The 18,496-nt window shown below is 70.6% G+C and carries 21 protein-coding genes; 6 read left to right on the top strand and 15 right to left on the bottom strand.

What is annotated here, in order from left to right:
- Nucleotides 1-5 precede the first annotated feature (5 nt).
- The 5 genes from VGF64_01585 to VGF64_01565 are packed head-to-tail and all read right to left on the bottom strand — an operon-like array spanning nt 6 to nt 3,876.
- Nucleotides 6-692, bottom strand: a complete 687-nt coding sequence (locus tag VGF64_01585; GenBank protein HEY1633421.1) for an HAD family hydrolase — start codon at nt 690-692, stop codon at nt 6-8.
- A complete protein-coding gene (locus tag VGF64_01580) occupies nt 692-856 on the bottom strand; it encodes a hypothetical protein (GenBank protein HEY1633420.1) in 165 nt (54 codons plus the stop codon). The genes VGF64_01585 and VGF64_01580 overlap by 1 nt, the downstream gene beginning before the upstream one ends.
- Nucleotides 857-864: 8 nt before the next feature.
- Entirely contained in the window at nt 865-1,440 is a 576-nt protein-coding gene (locus VGF64_01575) for an SDR family NAD(P)-dependent oxidoreductase (GenBank protein ID HEY1633419.1), read from the bottom strand.
- Nucleotides 1,437-2,882 (bottom strand): FAD-binding oxidoreductase, encoded by a 1,446-nt coding sequence (locus tag VGF64_01570; protein ID HEY1633418.1) that lies wholly within the window; start codon nt 2,880-2,882, stop codon nt 1,437-1,439. Before VGF64_01570 ends, VGF64_01575 begins: the two co-directional genes overlap by 4 nt.
- Nucleotides 2,872-3,876, bottom strand: a complete 1,005-nt coding sequence (locus VGF64_01565; protein ID HEY1633417.1) for a decaprenyl-phosphate phosphoribosyltransferase — start codon at nt 3,874-3,876, stop codon at nt 2,872-2,874. The genes VGF64_01570 and VGF64_01565 overlap by 11 nt, the downstream gene beginning before the upstream one ends.
- Nucleotides 3,877-4,292: 416 nt before the next feature.
- Here VGF64_01565 and VGF64_01560 point away from each other — a divergent pair, with 416 nt between their 5' ends.
- Nucleotides 4,293-4,667, top strand: a complete 375-nt coding sequence (locus VGF64_01560; protein HEY1633416.1) for a NifU family protein — start codon at nt 4,293-4,295, stop codon at nt 4,665-4,667.
- Between the two features lie 18 nt (nt 4,668-4,685).
- Here VGF64_01560 and VGF64_01555 read toward each other — a convergent pair whose 3' ends face one another.
- The 3 genes from VGF64_01555 to VGF64_01545 form a co-directional block, all read right to left on the bottom strand.
- Nucleotides 4,686-5,036, bottom strand: coding sequence for an STAS domain-containing protein (locus tag VGF64_01555; protein ID HEY1633415.1), 351 nt, complete (start codon nt 5,034-5,036; stop codon nt 4,686-4,688).
- Between the two features lie 122 nt (nt 5,037-5,158).
- Nucleotides 5,159-5,482 (bottom strand): STAS domain-containing protein, encoded by a 324-nt coding sequence (locus VGF64_01550; protein HEY1633414.1) that lies wholly within the window; start codon nt 5,480-5,482, stop codon nt 5,159-5,161.
- A gap of 301 nt (nt 5,483-5,783) precedes the next feature.
- A complete protein-coding gene (locus tag VGF64_01545) occupies nt 5,784-7,001 on the bottom strand; it encodes a CoA transferase (protein HEY1633413.1) in 1,218 nt (405 codons plus the stop codon).
- A gap of 178 nt (nt 7,002-7,179) precedes the next feature.
- Between VGF64_01545 and VGF64_01540 the strand changes: the two genes are divergently transcribed.
- Both VGF64_01540 and VGF64_01535 read left to right on the top strand, forming a co-directional pair.
- Entirely contained in the window at nt 7,180-8,649 is a 1,470-nt protein-coding gene (locus tag VGF64_01540) for an aldehyde dehydrogenase family protein (GenBank protein ID HEY1633412.1), read from the top strand.
- Nucleotides 8,646-9,281, top strand: a complete 636-nt coding sequence (locus VGF64_01535; GenBank protein ID HEY1633411.1) for an alpha-ketoglutarate-dependent dioxygenase AlkB — start codon at nt 8,646-8,648, stop codon at nt 9,279-9,281. The genes VGF64_01540 and VGF64_01535 overlap by 4 nt, the downstream gene beginning before the upstream one ends.
- A gap of 11 nt (nt 9,282-9,292) precedes the next feature.
- Here VGF64_01535 and VGF64_01530 read toward each other — a convergent pair whose 3' ends face one another.
- A complete protein-coding gene (locus VGF64_01530; protein HEY1633410.1) occupies nt 9,293-10,264 on the bottom strand; it encodes a cytochrome c oxidase assembly protein in 972 nt (323 codons plus the stop codon).
- A 53-nt stretch (nt 10,265-10,317) separates the two neighbouring features.
- Here VGF64_01530 and VGF64_01525 point away from each other — a divergent pair, with 53 nt between their 5' ends.
- Nucleotides 10,318-11,841: an AarF/ABC1/UbiB kinase family protein gene (locus VGF64_01525; protein HEY1633409.1), complete on the top strand. Its 1,524-nt coding sequence runs from the start codon at nt 10,318-10,320 to the stop codon at nt 11,839-11,841.
- Between the two features lie 14 nt (nt 11,842-11,855).
- Here the strand turns inward: VGF64_01525 and VGF64_01520 are convergent, their stop codons facing one another.
- The 6 genes from VGF64_01520 to VGF64_01495 form a co-directional block, all read right to left on the bottom strand.
- Nucleotides 11,856-12,707 carry an aldo/keto reductase gene (locus VGF64_01520; protein ID HEY1633408.1) on the bottom strand — a complete coding sequence of 284 codons (852 nt, stop codon included), beginning with the start codon at nt 12,705-12,707 and terminating at the stop codon, nt 11,856-11,858.
- Nucleotides 12,708-12,736: 29 nt separating this feature from the next.
- Nucleotides 12,737-12,901 carry a hypothetical protein gene (locus VGF64_01515; protein HEY1633407.1) on the bottom strand — a complete coding sequence of 55 codons (165 nt, stop codon included), beginning with the start codon at nt 12,899-12,901 and terminating at the stop codon, nt 12,737-12,739.
- A 15-nt stretch (nt 12,902-12,916) separates the two neighbouring features.
- Nucleotides 12,917-13,771 carry an alpha/beta hydrolase gene (locus VGF64_01510; protein ID HEY1633406.1) on the bottom strand — a complete coding sequence of 285 codons (855 nt, stop codon included), beginning with the start codon at nt 13,769-13,771 and terminating at the stop codon, nt 12,917-12,919.
- 181 nt (nt 13,772-13,952) lie between these two features.
- Nucleotides 13,953-14,168 (bottom strand): hypothetical protein, encoded by a 216-nt coding sequence (locus tag VGF64_01505; protein ID HEY1633405.1) that lies wholly within the window; start codon nt 14,166-14,168, stop codon nt 13,953-13,955.
- Nucleotides 14,169-14,281: 113 nt separating this feature from the next.
- Nucleotides 14,282-15,643 carry a mannosyltransferase family protein gene (locus tag VGF64_01500; protein HEY1633404.1) on the bottom strand — a complete coding sequence of 454 codons (1,362 nt, stop codon included), beginning with the start codon at nt 15,641-15,643 and terminating at the stop codon, nt 14,282-14,284.
- Nucleotides 15,644-15,717: 74 nt separating this feature from the next.
- Nucleotides 15,718-16,113: a VOC family protein gene (locus VGF64_01495; protein ID HEY1633403.1), complete on the bottom strand. Its 396-nt coding sequence runs from the start codon at nt 16,111-16,113 to the stop codon at nt 15,718-15,720.
- Nucleotides 16,114-16,316: 203 nt separating this feature from the next.
- On the opposite strand from VGF64_01495, the gene VGF64_01490 reads away from it, so the two are divergent.
- Together VGF64_01490 and VGF64_01485 are read left to right on the top strand one after the other, a co-directional pair.
- On the top strand, nt 16,317-17,738 hold the full coding sequence (locus tag VGF64_01490; GenBank protein ID HEY1633402.1) for an HlyD family efflux transporter periplasmic adaptor subunit: 1,422 nt from the start codon (nt 16,317-16,319) through the stop codon (nt 17,736-17,738).
- Between the two features lie 83 nt (nt 17,739-17,821).
- Nucleotides 17,822-18,496, top strand: a 675-nt coding sequence (locus VGF64_01485; GenBank protein HEY1633401.1) for an ABC transporter ATP-binding protein, incomplete at its 3' end; no start/stop codon positions are given.

The following is an 18,496-nucleotide window of genomic DNA, read 5'->3' as shown; positions in this document are numbered from 1 at the left end:
CAGCGCTAGCGGCCCCGCGCGGGGTGGCGGGGCAGCCGGCGACGCCAGCCCACCCAGGTGGCCACGTCGGCCAGGGCCAGCATCTCGGTGTCGCCCCGGCTGTCCCCATAGGCCCACACCTGGCTCGACGGCTCGTACCCCGAGCTGTCCAACCAGGCCCGCAGGCGGCTGGCCTTCTCGTCGCCCCGGCAGTTGCGCCCCGCCAGTCTGCCGGTGAGCCTGCCGTCGGGGCCGACCTCGAGCTCGGTCGCCAGCACGGCGTCCACGCCGAGCTGGCGACCGGCCGCATCCAGGTAGATGGTCGGCGAGGCGGAGACGATGACGACTCGATGACCGGCGCGCCGGTGCCAGTCCAGGCGTCGGCGCATCGCCGGCCGGATCTCCCGGGTGACCAGCCGTTCGGCGAACGCCCGGCCGGAGTCCGAGAGCTGCTGGACCTCGGCACCTGCCAGGAGGCGCGTCAACAGCGCCTCCTTTGCCTGGTCTCGAGACGCCCGGCCCAGCAGGACGCGAGCGAACAGGGGACTCTCGGCGGCGACCGCCCGTGCGGTCGTCGCTCGCCCGCGCACGAAGACGAGGAAGGAGAGCAGGCTGTCCCGCCGGGTCAGGGTGCCGTCGAAGTCGAAGGCGGCGACCGCCTGGGCGGCAGGATGCGCTCGCGGGCCGGCTCCCGCGCCGGCCCGCCCGCCCATCAGCCGGGGATCCGGCGGAACAGCCCTCGGGGCAGGTGGCGCAGCACGACCATCACCCACCGCAGCGCGGGCGGGGCCCAGACCACGTCGGCGCCCTTCTCGAGGCCGCGGACGATAACCGCGGCGACCTCGTCGGCCGTCGTAGCCATCGGGGCGGGGCTCATGCCCGCGGTCATCCGGGTGTGCACGAAGCCGGGTCGGACGATGAGCACTCTCGCTCCGGAGCCCACCAGCGAGTCGGACAGACCCTGGGCGAAGGCGTCCAGGCCGGCCTTCGACGAGCCGTACACGAAGTTGGCCCGCCGGGCCCGCTCACCGGCCACCGACGACAGCACAACCAGGACCCCGTGGCCCTGGCGCCGCAGGCGAGCATCGCCGAGGCTGGGCCCGTGAAGTTGGTGGTGAGGATCTCGCCCACGGCGGTGGGGTCCTTCTCGGCGGCCTCCTGGTCGCCGAGGACACCTGCAGCCACGAGGACCAGGTCGATGTCGCCGTGGCGGTCGAACACCTCGTCGACCCGGCGGGTGGCGTCGGCGACCTGCAACGCGTCGAAGGTCACCGTCTCCACCTTGGTGGCTCCGACGTTGCGCGCCTCGATCGCGGCCTCGTTGAGGCTCGCCTGGTCGCGTCCGGCCAGCACGACGGTCCGGCAGCGGCGGGCGATCAGGGTCCGGAGCGTCGCCCTGGCGATCTCCGACGTGCCGCCGAGCACGAGCACTGATTGGGGCGAGCCGAGGGCGTCGTTCACTGCTGGTCTCCTCTCGTGAGGCCGGCAGAGGCCATCTCCGGGGGCCGGCCCGAAGGCTCGGTTCCCAACAGCCGCAGCCGGCGAGCCAGATCCGACGAGAGCACGCCGTCGGGGTCGACCCGGCGGCGTGCGGTCCGCCACTCGTCCAGCCGCGGGTACATGGCGGGCAGCAGCTCCGGCCGCAGCCGCGAGTCCTTGGCCAGGTAGACGCGCCCCCCGGCCTCGACGACGAGGTCGTCGAGGCCGTCGAGAAGTGGGCCCAGCTGCGCTGGGCCGACCGGCAGGTCGAGGGCGAGCGTCCAGCCCGGCAGCGGGAACGACATCGGTCCCGGGTCGGCGGGGCCGAAGCGCTTGAGCACCGCGAGGAACGAGGCCAGGCCGGCGGCGCTCAGGCGCTCGAGCGCCACCCGCAGCGTGTCCTCGGCGCCGAACGGCACGACCATCTGGTACTGGAGGAAACCCCGCGAGCCGTAGAGGCGGTTCCAGGAGCCGACTCCGTCGAGGGGGTGGAAGAAGCCCGCCAGGGACTCGATGCGGCCCTCCTGGCGCTTTGGCGCCTTGCGGAACCACAGCTCGTTGAAGGCGGCCACGGTCAGCCGGTTGAGCAGGCCGTCGGGCACGACCGGGGGAGCTTCCAGGAGCATCGAGGGGTCGAAGTCGAGGGCAGTGGGCCGCTCGCCCGGGGCCAGCTCGTCGAGACGGGCGTGGTCGCCGCGGGTCAGGACGGAGCGGCCCAGGGAACGACCGCGAGCCAGGCAGTCGATCCACGCAACCGAGTACCTGTAGAGGTGGTCCCGGCTGTCCATGCGGGCGAGGACGTCGTCGAGGTCGTTGGCCCGCTCCGTGTCGACCCGCATGCGGGTCGTCTCGACGGGCAGCATGCGAAGGGTTGCCTCGAGCACGACGCCGGTCAGCCCCAGCCCGCCGGCGGTCGCCCAGAACAGCTCGGGGTCGTCGCCGGGTGTCACCTGGCGACGACCGGTCGGCGTGGCGAGGGTGAAGGCGCTCACGTGTGACGCGAAGCTGCCGTCGCGGTGGTGGTTCTTGCCGTGGATGTCGGCGGCGATCGCCCCGCCGACGGTGACGAAGCGGGTCCCCGGGGTCACGGGCACGAACCACCCGCGAGGCAGGAACACCTTCATGAGGGTGTCGAGGCTGACCCCGGCGTCGACCGTGAGCTCTCCGGTCGTGAGGTCGGCACCGCGGATCCGGTCGAGGCCCGTGGCGTCGATCACCAGGCCACCTGCGCACTGGGCGGCGTCGCCATAGCTGCGCCCCAGGCCCCGGGCGATGAGCCCCCGACCCGGGGTGGCGCTCAGGGCCTCGCCGACGTCGCCGGCGACCGAGGGACGAGCCACCTCGGCCGCCGTCGGAGCGGTGCGACCCCAGCCGGTCAGCAGCTCGACGGCCCGAGGATGGGGCCGGGGGCGTTCAGACGGCATAGACGCCAAGGGCGAAGAGGAAGATCCACGCCGCTCCCATCAGCTCGATGGGCCGGTCGCCGAGCACGATGTCCTCGGGAGCGCCGCCCTTGCCGGCGTCGAGCAACAGGGCGTAGCGGAGAACGGCGAGCACGAACGGAGCGATCGACAGTTGGAACCAGATCGCCCCGTGGCCCGCGACCGCCGCCTTCTCGAATGCCCACACGCAGTAGCCGGCGATGGCCACCGCTGACGCGACCGAGCGCACGTGGCGGAGGAAGGACAGTGAGTACTGGCCGAGGGTGGCCCGGTGGTCCTCCCGGCTGTCTCCCAGGTCGAGGTGCTCGGCGTGCCGCTTGCCGGCGACCATGAACAGTGATCCGAACGAGGCCACGATCAGGAACCAGTTCGACAGCACGACACCGGCGGCCACGCCACCGGCGATGGCCCGGAGCACGAACCCGGAGGCGACGGCCGCCAGGTCGACCACCGGCTCGTCCTTGAGCCACATGTTGTAGGCGAAGGTGATGCCCACGTAGATGGTCATGACGAGCGCCAGCTGTCCCTTCACCAGGAGGGCGAGCAGGATGCCGGCGACCATGAGGCCGACACCGACCCCCACGGCGATCCTGACGGGGACGATGCCCGACGCCACCGGACGGTACCGCTTGGTGGGATGCAGTCGGTCGGCGGTCTGGTCGAGCGCGTCGTTCACGAAGTAGATGCCACTGGCAGTCACGCAGAAGATCCCGAACGCCGCCAGCGTGCGGAGGAAGGGGCCAGGGTGCCCGAGCACGCCGGCCGCGCCCGGCGCTGCGAACACCAGCACGTTCTTCACCCACTGGCGGGGGCGCGCCGTGCGCAGGAGCCCGGCGGCCAGCGACGCCCTGCGGTGCCGAGGGCGGCCGTTCCCCAGGTCCGCGGTCGTCTCTGGCGGATCCGGAGCGACGGGGGTCTCTCGCGTCGCCGCTTGCTGGCCTCCCTCCCCGGCGGGGAGTGGGCTCCGCTGTCTCACCAACGCTCGTCTCCAGTCCGGGCTCGTGATCGCTCCGTGCTGTGTGTGGCGCGGCCCCTTGAGGGACCAGCTCGGCTGCCGTCAACTCTAAATGCTGCCACTCCGCACGAGCGTCAACCCCGCAGGGGGCCGAACGGCCACCTCAGATGAACGCCAGCGACGGGTAGGCCCGGCCCAGGGCGGCCTGATGGCGGCCGCGGCCGGATCGGGACTGGAGCGATCGAGCAGCTGTTCGACGGTCGGCCCATATGCTCTGACCACGGCGGCGTCGATCTCGTCCGGGCATTGGAGCCGCCCCGGCGGCAGAGGTGGGCGAGGTTGGCCCGGGACCCGTTCATCTCACCCCTTCACCCGAGCGTCGGGCCTGATTCGGTCAGCCGGGTCTGAGGAGACTGTGAGAGGAAGGTGTCGGATGAATGAGGGGCACAATGGTGTTGGACCAAAAAGGAGGTGGAACCGTGCTGACCGACGAGGAACGGGGTGAGCGGCTTTCCGAGCTCGACTCGATCATCGACTTGATGCGTCCTGCCGTGCAGGCCGACGGCGGCGATCTGGTCCTTACCAGCGCTGACGCGGAGTCGGGTGTGGTCGAGGTGACGCTGCAGGGCTCTTGCAGCTCCTGCGCCATCAGCGCCACCACCCTTCAGGCCGGGGTCGAGCGGATCCTGCGGGACCGGCTGCCCTGGGTCACCGAGGTGCGAGGCGACGTCGACGAGTCGACCGATCTCGAGGAGAGCATGGCCATGGGCCGGGGCGCCTACGTTCCCCGCATGGCCGATCTGGAAGAGTAGGGCGCCCCGCCCTGGGGATCAGGCGGCGGTGCCCGTACCGGGCCGCAGCGCTTTGGTGATCGTGAAATGCCGGCGCATCCCGGTGATCACCAGGAGTCGGTGGGTTGCCCGGCTGGGTCGCGCCAGCACCAGCTTGACGTTGGCATCCTGTCCGCGGCGGCGGGCGCCGATGAGGACGCCCAGCCCGGTCGAGTCCATGAACTCGACGTCGTGCAGGTCGACGATGACCGTCGTCCATCCTTGGCCGAGCACTGCCCGCAGGCGCTCCCGCACCATCGGTGCGCTGTGCACGTCGAGCGCATCGTGAAGGACCACGATCGCCGTCCGGGGATCGTCCCCAGCCCTGACGTCGACTACGGAACGGGTCATCAGTGGGCCCCCCTGACCTGGTGGAACGCGTGCGGTGACGAAGGTCTCGGGGCACCTACCCCGCGGAGCTGGCCTTGAACCGTTCTTCGGGCATCCGGGGCCCGGGCGACGGCGTCGTCGGCTCAGCTGGTCACAGGCAGCAGCCCGTCGAGCCCGGTCAGCTCGAGGATGCGGGTGACTGCTGGGCTGGCGGCTCGTAACACCAGATCGCCGCCGTCTTCGCGCAAGCGCCGTAGGGAGCCGACGAGCACACCAAGGCCGCTCGAGTCGATGAACTCGACGGAGCCGAGGTCGACGGCGAGGTTCGTATTGCCCCGGTCCATCAGCTCGGTGATGGCCGCCGCCAGCTTGGGCGCCGAAGCCAGATCGACCTCGCCGCGCACGGTGAGCACGGGCGGGTCGGTGTCCTCGGAGATGCTGAACCCGAACGCTGCGGGAAGCTTCATTGCCCTCCTCTGCGACGATCCGTGTCGGGCTCGTCGCGCCGTGCGTCTGCCCTTGTCCGTGTCGAGATGCGTGACAGCCGCATGGTCGTGGTGCTCGACTCGTGAGCCACGGTCCACGGACCGACGGATGCTCGGTCCGGTGCCGCTGATCCTCCCTCCCGATCCGACCCTGACCCGGCCGGCTGGCCGAAACGGTAGCGCCGAATCGAGCGTCGTGAAAACCTCCGCTGGCGGTGCCACGGCCCTTCACTACAGGGCGATGTGGAGGATCCCCCTAGCGGGGGACAGGCGGGACCCACCGTCAGAGGATGGCGGCTGACTCCTTGTAGGCGGCGATCTCCTCCCAGCTGATGCCCAGCTCCAGAAGGACCTCCTCGGTGTGCTCGCCGTGCTCGGGTGCGCGTCGCAAGCTGGGTGGCGCTTCGTCGAACTGGACGGGGTTGGCAACCAGGCCCAGCGATTGACCGTCGCCAGTGTCGATCTCCGGGAGGTAGCCGTTGGCAGCCACCTGGGGGTCGTCGTGGAGCTCTCTTGCCGTCTGGACCGGCGCCCATACCCCGGCGAGGGTGGCCAGGCGCTTCCGCCACTCGTCGAGCGTTCGGGAGGCGAAGGCCTCGTCCAGCAGCCGCACACACTCGGCCCGGTTCTCGAACCTCGTCGGCGCGTCGACGAAGCGGGGATCGTCGATCAGCTCTGGTCGCTCGATGTGGCGGCACAAATCGGGCCAGTACTTGTCCGCCTCCAGCATGATGATGGTGAGGAACCGGTCGTCCTTGGTCTTGTAGACGTTGACCAGAGGGTTGGGCGAGCTGGCCCGGGTGAAGCTCTGGCCCCCGAAGCCCTCGAAGAGCTTGCTGGCGACGATGTCGGGGGAGAGCATCCACATGGCCACGCCGAGGAGAGAGATGTCGACGACCGATCCCACGCCGTGCCGCTCCTTGCGAAAGAGCGCGGCCGAGATCGCTCCCGCGATCGTCATGCCTCCGGCCAGGTCGCCGAAGCCGGGTCGCTGCGTGACCGGGTACTCGGCGCCTGCGGGGGTCAGGGCGTTGGCGATGCCCCCGCGGGCCCAGTAGGACGCGCCGTCGTAGCCGCCCTTCTCGGCGTCCGGACCGCGCGCTCCCTGGCCGTGTCCCCGCACATAGACGATGCCGGGGTTGCGGGCCTGGATGTCCTCGACCTCGATCTGCAGCCGTCGACGGGTGGCCGGGAGGAAGTTGGTGAGGAACACGTCAGACCGCTCGGCCAGCCGATAGAGGAGCTCTCGCCCCTCGGCGGTGGCGATGTCGATCCCCACGCTGCGCTTGCCCCGATTGGGCTGCTCGATCATGAAGTTGGCGCCGCCGGCGGCCCGGGGCACCAGGCCGGAGGTGATCAGGCCACGCTGCGGATCACCGGTCGCCGGATGCTCGACCTTGATGACGTCGGCTCCCCAGTCGCTCAGGACGGCGCCGGCGGCCGGTACGAAGGTCCACGACGCCACCTCCAGCACCCTGACTCCCTCGAGCACCTCGCTCACGGTTCACCCTCCTGTCGGTGTCCGGTTCGACACGTCCCGGGTCGACGGGACCGATCATGGCATCCCCTCGCGGCGGCGACTTTCTGCACGGCCGCTCGGCCCCCGCTCCCTGGGGGCCCCGGCCCGAAGGGCGGCTCCCGCAGGCGCTCCGGGGACGCGGGCGGACAGAATGTGGGCCATGGACACCATTCAGGCCGAGGTGCGGATGCTCGTCGACGGCGAGCTGGTGGACGCGGTGTCGGGCAGGACGTTCGACAACGTCAACCCGGCGACCGAGGAGGTGCTGGGGCCCGTAGCCGACGGGTCGGTCGAGGATGTGGGCCGGGCCATCGCCGCGGCCCGCCGGGCTTTCGACGAGACCGACTGGGCCACCAACCGGGCGCTTCGCAAGCGCTGTCTCGAGCAGCTGCAGGACGCCCTCGAGTCCGAGCGCGAGGAGCTGCGCGCCGAGCTCGTGTCGGAGAGCGGCTGTCCGGTCCTGATCACCTACGGCCCCCAGCTGGACGCGCCCCTCGAGGACGGCCTTCGCTGGCCGGCCAAGATGATCGACGAGTTCGCATGGGAACGGGACCTGGGCGAACACGAGGCCTTCGGCATACCGAGCCGCCGGCGGGTGTGGAAGGAGCCGGTCGGGGTTGTCGGCTCGATCATCCCCTGGAACTTCCCGATCGAGATCACCCTCAACAAGCTCGGTCAGACGCTGGCCACCGGGAACACCACGATCATCAAGCCGGCGCCGGACACACCGTGGAACGCCACCAGGCTCGGGCGCCTGATCGTCGAGCGGACCGACATCCCGCCCGGTGTGGTCAACGTGGTGACGTCCTCCGACCATCTCGTCGGCGAGCGTCTGGTCACCGACGAGCGGGTGGACCTCATCTCCTTCACGGGGTCGACGGCCACGGGCCAGCGGATCATGGAGAAGGGCGCCCCGACCCTGAAGCGGGTCTTCCTGGAGCTGGGTGGGAAGTCGGTCAACCTGCTCCTCGACGACGTCGACTTCGAGACCCAGTTGGGAGCGTCGGCGTTCACCTGCATGCACGCGGGTCAGGGTTGCGCCATATCCACCCGGCTGCTCGTCCCTCGGGCTCGGCACGCCGAGGCCGCCGAGCTCGTCAAGACCGCGTTCGAGTCGGTCGCCTACGGGGACCCGACCGACCCGCAGCACATCATGGGACCGCTCGTCAGCGCCAAGCAACGCGATCGCGTCCTTGGCTACATCGAGAGCGGCCAGCGCGAGGGCGCCAGGCTCCTGACCGGCGGTGGTCGCCCTGCGCACCTGCCCCGAGGGTTCTTCGTCGAGCCGACGGCCTTCGCCGACGTCGACAACTCGATGACCATCGCCCGGGAGGAGATCTTCGGTCCTGTGCTCGTCGTGATCCCCTACGAGGACGACGACGATGCGGTCCGGATCGCCAACGACTCCCGGTACGGTCTGTCGGGCATGGTTGCATCGGGATCGGAGGAGCGAGCGCTGTCGGTGGCCCGGCGCATCCGCACGGGGACGCTCGGCGTCAACGGCGGGGTGTGGTACGGCGCCGACTCGCCCTTCGGCGGCTACAAGATGAGCGGCATCGGACGCCAGAACGGGCTGGAGGGCTTCGAGCAGTACCTCGAGACCAAGACCATCGCCCTGCCGGTCCGATGAACCTCGTCTGGCAGCCGACGCTGCTCGACGCGGCGGCGGGGCCGGATGTGGACGCGTCGTTCTCGGGTCTGGTCCGGGTCGAGCTGGACGAGACCTCGTGGGTCGACCACGCCCCGGGGTGGGTGGCGGGATCCGACGAGCTGCTCGCCCGCCTGGCAGCCGACACCGACTGGGGACAGCGGTCGCGCTGGATGTACGAGCGCCGTGTGGCCGAGCCGCGACTCACCGCCGGGTGGAACAGCTCGTCGGGCCAGCCCCTCGAGCCGCCCGTGCTCGAGCGCATGCGCGAGCTCCTGTCGATCCGCTACGGCGTGACGCTCGACTCGATGGGGCTCAACCTGTACCGGGACGGGCGCGACAGCGTGGCCTGGCACGGCGACCGGATCGCCCGCGAGATCGCCGAGCCGATTGTCGCACTGGTCTCGTTGGGCGATCCTCGACGGTTCCTGGCCCGACCGCGCGGCGGCGGGCGATCGCGCCCCTTCGCGCTCGGTCGCGGGGACCTGCTGGTCACCGGCGGGACGTTCCAGCGGCGATGGGAGCACAGCGTTCCAAAGGTGGCCGCCGCCGGGGCCCGGCTGAGCATCGCCTTCCGCCACGGCGCGGACCTCCCCGCCTACCGCGGGAGCTGATCCGACCTCGGTCAGTTCGGGGAGTCGGTTCGCCGGGATCGACGCTCGAGGCGGCGCAGCTCCCGTTCGACGTCGTCCCACAGGAGGGGATCGGGATCGGATCCGGTCTCCTCGGCCTGGTGCCAGCGAAACAGAAAGAAGCCGGCCGCGCCGAGGAGTATCCCCAGGCCCACCACCTTGGCCAGCGCCCCCGCCACCTGCTGGTCGAGGAGCGGTGTCAGGCCGAGGGTCGTCGGCGCGTGGGCGTAGGCCGAGTAGAGCGGACGTCGGGCGAAGATGAACACCAGGGCCGGGAAGCTGGGCAGGATGGCCTGGATCATGAGGTAGCCGGCGCGCCCGCCCGTGGACAGGTAGCGCTCACCTGGGATGGTCCTCAGCACTGGCATCCACATGATCATGGCCACGACGAGCAGACCGAGGCTGATGCCGACGGCGATGGCCCCCGACCGGGCCTCACCGTTGATGGCCGGGGCGATGAACGAGGCCACCACGGCCGCGTTGAACAGCAGGGTGGCGACGACCGGTCGGGTGAGGAACCCGAGGACGCTGTCGACGAGTGCTGGCCTGGTGAGCCGGTTCACGAGCCACCGGGGCAGGCCCATCAGCAGGAGGGGCGGCGCCACGAGGAGGAGGAGGCTGCGCTGGGTCATGCGGGCGAGGAGCGAGGAGTCGGCGAGGTCGGCCAGTGGCCACGTCAGGGCGAGCAGCAGGACGAAGAGACCGGCACCGAAGCTCGCCTTCTGGCGGCGAGAGGTGGTGCCCCCCGACGAGCGCCCCGGGCCAGCGGCGTCATCGGGCCGGCCTTCAGGGCCGGCCGGCGACTGCTCGGCGCCACCCCAGGAGCGGAGGAGGTAGCCGTAGCCCGCGGCGGCACCCACGATCACGACCCACCCGACCGGGTGGGGATGCCAGGCCCAGGGTGACCCTGTCGCAGCGACGAGGCCCACGTCCCCCATCATGGCGCTCGGGCCCGGCGGGCGCATACGACGAGGCTGGGGGCGTCGGGGCGCGTCGCGGTAGTGCGAAGATACTGACCATGAGCTCCCACAGCCGGCTACCGGGCGCTCGCGCCCGGCGGCCGGCTGTAGGAGCTGCGCTCGGCGCCGCGCTGGCCACCGCGGTCGCGGCAGTTGCGCTGGCCAGGCGCCGCGCCCACCGACGCCGGATTCCGGCGCCGGTGGGTCCCACCACCCAGGTGGCCCGCACCGGCGAGCTGGCCAGGCTGGCGTCCCAGGTGGGCGCGAGCGCGGCGACCAACAGGGCCCGCCGGGTGTTCGCCTCGGCCGAGCGGCGCGAGGCCCTCGACGCCGAGCTCGAGCTCCGAACGGCCGAGCAGGTGGCAGCGACCCTCGGGAACATGAAAGGCGCGTTGATGAAGCTGGGCCAACTGGCCAGCTTCCTCGACACCGCCATGCCCGACTCGGCGCGCGACGCCCTCGCCCAGCTCCAGCAGGATGCCCCGCCGATGAGCGCCGAGCTGGCGACCGGTGTTGTCGAGGCCGACCTCGGAGCACCCCTCACCCGCTTGTTCAGCGAGTGGGACCCGGTGCCGATCGCCGCCGCTTCCATCGGCCAGGTCCACCGGGCCATCACGGTCGATCAGCGGGCTGTGGCGGTGAAGGTCCAGTACCCCGGCATCGAAGACGCCATCAGGGCCGACCTCGACAACCTCGATCTCGCCTCGCTCGGGCTGCCCCTGCTGTTCTCCGGGCTGGACGTGCGGGCCGTGGCGGACGAGCTGAGGGCGAGGCTGACCGAGGAGCTCGACTACGAGCTCGAGGCGGCGAGCCAGCGCGCCTTCGCCGACTGGTACCAGGGTCACCCGTTCATCGATATCCCCCAGGTCGTGTCCGAGCTGAGTGGCAAGCGGGTCCTGACCACCGAGCTCGCTGATGGGGTCCGGTTCTCTGAGATGGAGGGGTGGGAGCAGCGAGAACGGGATCTGGCGGCGGAGACGATCTTCCGCTTCGTGTTCCGGAGTCTGTACCGCATGCGGGCCTTCAACGGGGACCCGCATCCCGGCAACTACGTCTTCCGGCCCGGAGGACGGGTGACCTTCCTCGACTTCGGTCTGGTCAAGCGGTTCACGCCGGACGACACCGCCGCATTGTTCGACATCATCCGTACGGCTGTCCTCGAGCCGGATGTCGTCCGCCTCCGGCTGGCCGTCGAGCGGGCCGGCTTCATGGCACCCGGAGCGCCGGTCCCCGACGAGCGCGTCGCCGAGTTCTTCGAGGTCTTCTGGGGGCCGATCCGTCAGGACGAGGTCACCACCATCACGGCCGACTATGCCAGCCAGGTCTCCCGGCGCTACCTGGTCGGCCGGGCCACCGACGGTGACGTCATCAAGTGGGCGGGAATGCCGCCCGCGTTCCTCATCCTCCAGCGCATCAACTTCGGCCTGCTCGCCATCCTGGGACGGCTCGAAGCGACCGCCAACTGGCGCCGGATCGCCGAGGAGCTATGGCCCACCGACGGGCCGCCGTCAACCCCGCTCGGAGCAGAAGAAGCGGCGTGGTGGAGCGCCACCCACGGGCGAGCCTCACACGGGCGAGCCTGACTCGGGCCCGACCGCTAGAGCCCGAGCTCGTCCACCTCGGTCTGGCTGAGCCGGAGCGAGGCGGCGGCGATGTTCTCCTCCAGGTGGGCGAGGGACGAGGTGCCGGGGATCGGCAATATGGACGGTGAGCGGGCCAACAGCCATGCCAGGGCTGTCTGCTGTTGAGTCGCCCCGTGGGCGCCGGCGACCCGGGCCAGGGCCTTGCCGCTCGGTGCCCCCTGGCCGATGGGGGCCCACGGGATGAACGCCAGCTGCTCGGTCTCGCACAGGTCGAGCACGGCGGCCGAGCGGCGCTTGCCCAGGTTGAACATGTTCTGCACCGATACGACCGGTGTGACCGCCATGGCGCGGCGGATCTCCTTCTCGTCCACGTTGGACAGCCCGATGTGGCGAATCTTCCCCTCGTCCTTGAGCTGGACCAGGGCCCCGACGGACTCCTCGATGGGCACCCGCGGATCGACTCGGTGCAGCTGGTAGAGCGGGATCTCGTCCACGCGGAGGCGCTCGAGGCTCCCCTCGCAGGCGGCGCGGAGATGCTCGGGACGACCGTCAGGATCCCAGCGCCCGGGACCAGGCCGCTGCAGGCCGCCCTTGCTGGCGATGACGAGGTTCTCGGGGTAGGGATGCAGCGCCTCGGCGATGAGGCGCTCGCTCACCTCGGGACCGTACGAGTCGGCCGTGTCGATGAAGTCCACCCCGAGCTCGACCGCCCGGCGCAGCACCGCCCGGCACGTGTCCGGATCGGCAGGCTCGCCCCAGATCCCGTTGCCGGTGATCCGCATGGCCCCGAAACCCATGCGCTGCACGGTGAGATCGCCTCCGAGGTCGATCGTGCCGGCTGCGGTCGCGGTTGTCGTCTCTGGCATGGGGCTCCCTTTCGATCTGGGGTGCACCCTCAGATCCTCGTCGCCTCCTCGGTCGCCGGCAACTGGTTCGTCCCGTCAGGCACCACCACGGCTCGGCCCTCTTCGGCGGGAGGGGCCGGGCCGAGCGTCGGCACCCGCCGCCCGAGCTCGCGCAGATCGTCATGCAGCTCGAGCAGCCACGAGCGCAGCTTCAACTGCTCCTTGCCGCCTCAGGCGGCGACGGTGGGTCCGACGGCCGCCCCAGGCCGGCGCTTCGCCCGCCCGCGGACGTCTGCCAGGGCAGCGACGAGCGCGGGAAGGAAGCGCTCGGGCCGCACGCTGCACACGCCGTGATCGCCGTCGACGGCGAAAAGCGAGCAGCCGGGGATGCTCTGGGCCAGGCGCAGCTGACGGCCGGGAGGCACGAGGTGGTCGGCCGTCGTCATGACCACGGCGACGGGGGCCTGGATGGCGCCGAGCCAGGAGTCGGAGTTGTAGCCGATGAGAGCCCGGGCAGCCTGCAGGAGGGCTGCCGGATCGTGGCGACCGATCATGTCCAGGGCGGCCCGACGCCAGCCTGGGCTCGTCATCCTCCGGGCCCCACCCGCCGCGACGCGCACGGTCCGCAGGGCCGATCGCGGCACCCCGCGGGCGGGTCGGGCGAAGAAGGCGAGCGCGGACAGCCCGAGCTGCTCGACCGAAGTCACCGCGAACTGAGGTGCGGTGGCGCACAGAACCATCCCGATCACGAGCTCGGGATGACGGCGCCATAGCAGCGTGGCGACCGGTCCGCCCATGGAGTAGCCGACGGCGACGACCGGCCCGCTGCCGATGGCTTCGATGAGGGCGGCGGCGTCGTCGGCGCATGCTTCGAGCGAGAACGGGCCGCGGACGCCTCCGCCGTGGCCCCGCTGGTCGAGGGCCACGACGTTGACGTGCTCGGAGAGACCGGCGTAGCAGCCGCCCCAGTTCAGGTCAGCCGTCGCCGTCCAGCCGTGGAGCAGCAGCACGGTCGGTGCGCCTTCGGGCCCGACGACCTGGCGCACCCGGCACCGGCCCCGTCCCGGAAGTTCGATGTACCGCACCCCTGACTCCGGCATAGGTGCGAAAAGAGTTCACCGAATGCGGGCTTTTACCCTGTCTCACTGCGGGCCCGGGCGCGACGCTGTCGATCTGAACCGCAGTTTTAGGGGGGAGAGGACGGAAATGCGACTCTCGCGTCCTACCACTATCCAGGTAAGTAGCTGCCCTCGAAGGGGGGAGCGCTCAGTTGGGGACCAGGAGACGGGCCTCGTTCAGTGCCCGCAGTGAGACGCTGACGGTCGTCTCCTCGAGGGTCTCGCCCGATGCGTTGTTGAGGGGAACCGAGACAAGCGCCCGCCGCTGTCTGGGCGGGCCGTAGACCCGCTTCACCACACCCATGACGCCGTCGACCCCCCACGGGACGACTACCCGATGACCCTCCTGCGGTTCGCCCGACACCCTTGGCCACCTCCCGGGCTGCACCTCGCCCTGACGCGAGCAGGGCGGTAGTCAATCCGGGTACCCCGCGAGCGGAAACCTAAACACCCAATAGCTGGAGTGGCCGGGTTAGGTCAGGGGGTGAACGCCAGGGACGGCGAGACGCCGGACACCACGATGATCGTCAGCAGCCCGAGGCTCAGGGCGGAGATGCCGAGCAGACCGTGGAAGGCGGCCCCACGGATCGGGCGGGCCAAGGCGACGATGAACGGAAAAGCGGCGATGAAGAACCGGGGCCGGGGTCCGAGCGCCCCGGAGGCGATGACGAACGCCATCGCCGTCGCTGCGTAGATCGTCACTACGGCCGGGGGCTTCCAGCGCCAGAGGAGCACCGCGGCCACCACGAGCACTATCAGCCCCACGGACGGCACGAGATAGTCGAAGACGCCGGGATGCTGCAGTGCCATGCCGAGCTTGCCGAAGGTCGCCCCCCAGGGGTCGAAGCCGCCCTTCCAGAACTGCTTCTCGACCGTGTACCAGATGGTGAGGTCGCCCGTGCGTCTCCAGAGGTAGCCCTGATACGTGAGCCAGCCCAGGGGCGCCAGCAGGGGCGCGACCAGGGCCAGCCAGCGTCGGCCGGGACGGGCGATCCTCGGCGCGGCCTTGTGGTCGACGACGCCGGGGTCGAGACGGGTCCGGTCCGTTGGCGGAGCGACCTGTGCGCGCCCGGCTGTCTCCTCCGGGCGCCGAAGGATCGCCGCTCCCGCCGCCCACGCGCAGCAGGCGAACAGGGCCAGGCCCTCGGGAGAGGTGGCGCTGGCTGCGGCAGCGACGACACCAGCGATGAGCCAGCGCCCCCGCATGAGCGCGACGAGGCAGATGACGGCCAGGATCACGAGAAGGCCCTCGGTGTAGACCATCGAGAGGGCCATGGCGCCCGGAAAGAAGCACCACAGCGCGGTCGCCCGATCGGCTGTCGCGGCGTCGGTGAGCCGGCGCACGAAGAACCAGACTGCGGCGGAAGCCACCACACCGATCACGAACGAGGTCAGCACCCCGGCGTACAAGACGTTCAGGCCTGTGAGGAAGGTGGTGATCCGCAGGAGCACAGGCAGGAGGGGCAGGAACGCGACGGTTGGCGTGTAGGCGCTCAGCGGATGCAGCGAGGTCGTGTAGCCGTTGTGGGCGATCCGCATGTACCAGCCGCCGTCCCACATACCGAGGGCCTCGAAGAGCGGCCGGCCGGGAGGATTCGTCGGCCACGGGCCGTTGAATTGGTGCTGGGCCAGCCCGAGGTTGAGATCAATCACCAACCCGATGGCGAGCGCGATGGCGACCCTCGAGATGAGGTAGAGACCGACGGGACGGGCCAGCGCCTTGGCTGTCGGCCAGGCGCGCCGGCCGGCCCGCTCGCCCACCCGCAGCAGCGTGGCGGAGAGCCCGGGCCCGTCGGGTTGTTGGACGGTGGCCCGCTCGTGAACGTCAACCTCCGCCACTCGTCGCTCCTGTGCCAGGTGTGCCGAGACATTCGGCCGCCGCCCGCGGGTCGGCGGTGTTCCAGGTCGGCTGCTCAAACCGGCGCCACCAGCTCGAGCTGGATGTTGTCGGGGTCACGAAAGACCAGCACGGCGCCGAATGGATCTTCGGCAACGGGCGAGTGGTCGACCCCATTTTCGCTCAAGCGCTCGCTCCACTCCTTCAACTCGCCCCTGCTGGCTACTCCGAAGCTGATGTGGTCCAAACCCGTGCGCGTCTCGTCGAAGTGCTCCCCGCGGTTGGCCGGGTGCTGGTACAGCGTCAGGATGAGCCCGTCGGACTCCGAGCGTAGGGTGACGAACGAGACGCCCGCCACCTCGACCCCGCGCAGGACGTCCAGTCCCAGGACGCGCTGGTACCAGGGCGTGCTGCGAGTGAGGTCGGTAACGGTCAGGGCGAAGTGGTGGACGCCCGTGAGCTGGTTGGCCATGTCGTCCCCGGGTTCTCCAGTGCTCGGGCCGGCCACCCGTGCTGGCTGTGTGCTCGGCCTCTCTGTTGATCCTCAGCCAATTTCTACGGTCTTCTCAGGATCATCCCAGCTTGGCATGCTGCCATAGTCAGCCGTGAGGATTCCCAGCTGGGGCATCGCCCTGCGATCAGGGATTTCGGCCATCGGAGATAGGGGTCGCTGAGGTGTCGCTCGTCCGGTCCAGGTCCTTCGCCCGTCTCAACCTCGGTCGCCGGGTATCGGGAAGAGTAAGCCGTCGAAGTGTCGTCGCCATCGTCGTCGTGGTGGCGGTCGTGGCTGGAGGTGTCACGGCGTGGCTCCTCACGAGCTCCGGCAGCACCAACTACCGCACGGTGGCGGCGCAGCTGGGCACGGTGCGGCAGACCATCGGTTCGACGGGGACGATCCAGCCCACGAACACGGCCAACCTCGACTTCGCCACGAGCGGGCGGGTGGCCACCGTGACCGTGCAACCGGGTCAGCAGGTGGCCGCGGGCGTCACCATCGCAACACTCGATACCACCACGCTCGGGGCCCAGGTGGCGGCGGCGCAGTCCTCGCTGAACTCCGCCGACTCGGCGGTGAACTCCGCCGAGGCGAAGTTCGCCGCCGAGCCGATCACCGCCACCTCCCAGACCATCGCGTCGGACAACGCGTCGATCGCATCAGCCCAGGCGCAGCAGGCCTCTGCTCAGGCCCAGCTCACGCAGGCCCAATCGAACATGAACGACGCCAACATCGTGGCGCCCTTCGCGGGGACCGTCGGGGCGGTCAACGTCACTCCCGGCCAGTCGGTCTCCGGCGGCGGCTCGAGCGGCTCGAGCGGCACGAGCAGCAGCGCGAGCTCGTCGGGTGGGTCGTCGGGCGGCTCGGGAGGTTCGTCCTCTGGGGGCGGCGCCTCGGGTTCGGCGTCCTCCGGCTCCACGGGCTCCTCCAGCTCGACCGGCTCCTCGGGCTCCTCCGGAGCCTCCGGCTCCACCTCCTCGAGCGCAGCGATCGTGCTCATCTCACCGGGCTCTTTCAACGTGCAGGCGTCGGTCACCGACGCCCAGATCGGGAAGATCAAGATGGGCGACCAGGCGGTGATCACGCCGAACGGCTCCACCACGCCGGTGTACGGCACGGTCTCGCAGATCACCCCGCTGGCGACACAGAGCTCGGGCGTCGCCAGCTTCCCGGTCACCATCGCCATCACTGGCACGCCGCCCGGGCTGTTCGCCGGCGCCAGCGCCCAGGTGTCGATGGTGGTGCAGCAGACGAGCAACGTGCTGACCGTGCCCACAAGTGCGGTGCACAACGTCGGCTCCCGGAGCTTCGTGAATGTGCTCCAGGGGGGCAAGGAAGTCGGCCGCACCGTCACCACCGGCGCGACGGATGCCGCACGGACCCAGATCACGTCCGGGCTGTCGTCCGGTGATCAGGTGGTGCTGGCCAACCTGAACGCCTCCCTGCCGAGCGGTAACTCGACCCGCCCGGGAGGCGCCGGGGGCTTCGGTGGAGGCGGGGGCTTCGGGGGCGGCGGATTCGGCGGAGGCGGTCGCGGCGGCGGCGGCTTCGGTGGAGGAGGTGCCGGTGGCGGAGCGGGCCGGGCTGCGGGCGGCGGATGATGGCGTCGGGCTTCGGTAGCGGGGCTGGCCCGGGAGGCCAGCCCGGCGGAACGGCTGGCCCGGGAGGCCAGCACGGCGACCCGGTGGGCCCCGCAGAGGGCTCCGACGGCATCGAGCGTGCGCCGGGATTGGCCCCGACGGCCACGCTGGACCGGCCGCTCATCGAGCTCACCGACGTCCGCAAGATCTACCGCACGGGGATGCTGTCGGTGGAGGCCCTGCGCGGCGTCTCGTTGACGATCTCACAAGGCGAGTTCGTGGCCATCATGGGCCCCTCGGGGTCCGGCAAGTCCACGATGATGCACATCATCGGGTGCCTGGACGTGCCCACCGAGGGCAGCTACCGCCTCGCGGGTGACGACGTGGGGTCGATGACCGAGGCCGAGCTGGCGATCGTGCGCAACCGTCGCATCGGCTTCGTCTTCCAGCAGTTCAACCTGCTCCCGAGCCTCAGCGCCGGGCGCAACGTCGAGCTTCCCCTGCTGTATGCGGGCGACAACGATCGCGGGGACAAGGCCCTGGCCGCCCTGGCGCGGGTCGGGTTGGCGGAGCGGGTCCAGCATCGGCCGGGCGAGCTCTCGGGCGGCGAGCAGCAGCGGGTGGCGGTCGCCCGGGCACTGGTCACCGACCCGTCCCTGATCCTGGCCGACGAGCCCACCGGCAACCTCGACTCGGTGGCGAGCGCCGACATCCTCCAGCTCTTCCGGGAGCTCAATCGGGCGGGCCGAACCGTCGTGCTCATCACCCACGAGCCCGAC

This window comes from Acidimicrobiales bacterium, assembly GCA_036491125.1.
In the GTDB taxonomy this organism is placed as follows: Bacteria; Actinomycetota; Acidimicrobiia; order Acidimicrobiales; family AC-9; genus AC-9.
The sequence above is the reverse complement of the archived record's forward strand: the minus strand, read 5'-3'. Positions and strand labels throughout refer to the sequence as shown.

Excerpts from the sequence above, each read along its gene's own strand:
- VGF64_01585 (HEY1633421.1), bottom strand. The coding sequence starts at position 692 with ATGGGCGGGCGGGCCGGCGCGGGAGCCGGCCCGCGAGCGCATCCTGCC.
- VGF64_01580 (HEY1633420.1), bottom strand. The coding sequence starts at position 856 with ATGAGCCCCGCCCCGATGGCTACGACGGCCGACGAGGTCGCCGCGGTT.
- VGF64_01570 (HEY1633418.1), bottom strand. The coding sequence starts at position 2,882 with ATGCCGTCTGAACGCCCCCGGCCCCATCCTCGGGCCGTCGAGCTGCTG.
- VGF64_01560 (HEY1633416.1), top strand. The coding sequence starts at position 4,293 with ATGAGGGGCACAATGGTGTTGGACCAAAAAGGAGGTGGAACCGTGCTG.
- VGF64_01555 (HEY1633415.1), bottom strand. The coding sequence starts at position 5,036 with ATGACCCGTTCCGTAGTCGACGTCAGGGCTGGGGACGATCCCCGGACG.
- VGF64_01550 (HEY1633414.1), bottom strand. The coding sequence starts at position 5,482 with ATGAAGCTTCCCGCAGCGTTCGGGTTCAGCATCTCCGAGGACACCGAC.
- VGF64_01540 (HEY1633412.1), top strand. The coding sequence starts at position 7,180 with ATGGACACCATTCAGGCCGAGGTGCGGATGCTCGTCGACGGCGAGCTG.
- VGF64_01535 (HEY1633411.1), top strand. The coding sequence starts at position 8,646 with ATGAACCTCGTCTGGCAGCCGACGCTGCTCGACGCGGCGGCGGGGCCG.
- VGF64_01530 (HEY1633410.1), bottom strand. The coding sequence starts at position 10,264 with ATGCGCCCGCCGGGCCCGAGCGCCATGATGGGGGACGTGGGCCTCGTC.
- VGF64_01525 (HEY1633409.1), top strand. The coding sequence starts at position 10,318 with ATGAGCTCCCACAGCCGGCTACCGGGCGCTCGCGCCCGGCGGCCGGCT.
- VGF64_01520 (HEY1633408.1), bottom strand. The coding sequence starts at position 12,707 with ATGCCAGAGACGACAACCGCGACCGCAGCCGGCACGATCGACCTCGGA.
- VGF64_01495 (HEY1633403.1), bottom strand. The coding sequence starts at position 16,113 with ATGGCCAACCAGCTCACGGGCGTCCACCACTTCGCCCTGACCGTTACC.